General features: G+C 54.2%; 1 protein-coding gene. It reads right to left on the bottom strand.

The annotated features are described in order from the left end of the window. Positions 1-570: 570 nt before the first annotated feature. Complete coding sequence (locus F8D48_RS11440) at positions 571-1023, bottom strand: hypothetical protein (protein ID WP_170272819.1); 453 nt, start codon at positions 1021-1023, stop codon at positions 571-573. Between the last annotated feature and the right edge of the window lie 212 nt (positions 1024-1235).

Raw genomic sequence — 1235 nt, 5'->3', positions numbered from 1 at the left:
GTACGTGGCCGACAGCGAGTGGGGATCGAGGAGGTACCTGGACGTGTCGCTGCTGGGCGAGTGATCATGCCGACGGCTGACCGCCGGCTGCTGGAATTTGCGCAAGAGTCTGGACAGTACCAGCCGCGGCTCCGACAAAGCCGACCGCCCCCGCACCTGCATACGAGGGAACTGCCGAAGAGCATGCCAGACGCATCATCGATGTGGTTATCGCCGATAATCCGGTCGGAAGGAGGGTCGCCTAGATGATGGACTAGAATACGAGCCAGATTCTAGGCGTCTACACCAACGTTTGGGGCACTACCCACAGATCCCCAAGACCCTATCGATGAAAAGCGGCCGCACTTGCATGCGAGAATACCAGACGCTACAACTCCGTCCGCTCGAAGACACTGGACCGTCGCGCAAGTGGAGCAACGGCGGCCGCTCCACTTGCGCGATGCCGCCAAAGAATGACTCATGCCGCATCATCCAGAAAAGTTCATCGCCACCAAGCTTTTTTGGGAAGCGAGTCAATCCCTAAAGACAGATGGAGAAACTCACCCATACCAATCGGCAGCAACGAGCGCATCACAGAAAAGAGCCCACCAATCCTTCGCTCACAACGAAACACAGCAGGAAAACCGCCGTTAAGAGCACATTCGCGACGATGACCACAACCGCAGTACGGGGAATCCCCTTTCGGTCTCCCTCTTTTCTGATAATCCCCCACACGAACCTCAGAAGCACATAGAGAAGATTAATGAGAGCAAGTCCCACGAGAGCGACAATGCAGGATAATTTCGCGACATCAGTGCGGGCAATACTATCTAGTGAACTAGCGATAAAATTAAAACCCCCGCTAAATGCCATAATGACTGCAGCAAAAATTGCAAGAATAGCAATATAATCTTTCTGAGAAGACGAGAGGCGCTCATTAGCCGAAGCAATAGATTCGCCTAGGGCATCCGCTTCTTTCTTCACTCCATCGATATCCCCTGCAAGCTGATCAAAGGAACGATAGGGAGACTCAAGGAGCAACAAGCGAGAATACTCCAGATCAACATGATCATACAGCTTTCCGTACTTTCGACAAATTGTAGCAGTAGAATCAGCGTAATGCGCTCTACTGTGTGAGTTACATGAATCCGGAGCGGTGCTCCCAGAGGGCCCCGGAGCCTGCCCTTGGAGGGCGCCGGCCGGGGCATTCGTCGACGGGAGCATCCTACCACACCTTCGAGAGGGCCTCGGCGCTG

It is taken from the genome of Adlercreutzia muris (assembly GCF_008831045.1).
Lineage (GTDB): Bacteria > Actinomycetota > Coriobacteriia > Coriobacteriales > Eggerthellaceae > Adlercreutzia > Adlercreutzia muris.
The sequence above is the reverse complement of the archived record's forward strand: the minus strand, read 5'-3'. Positions and strand labels throughout refer to the sequence as shown.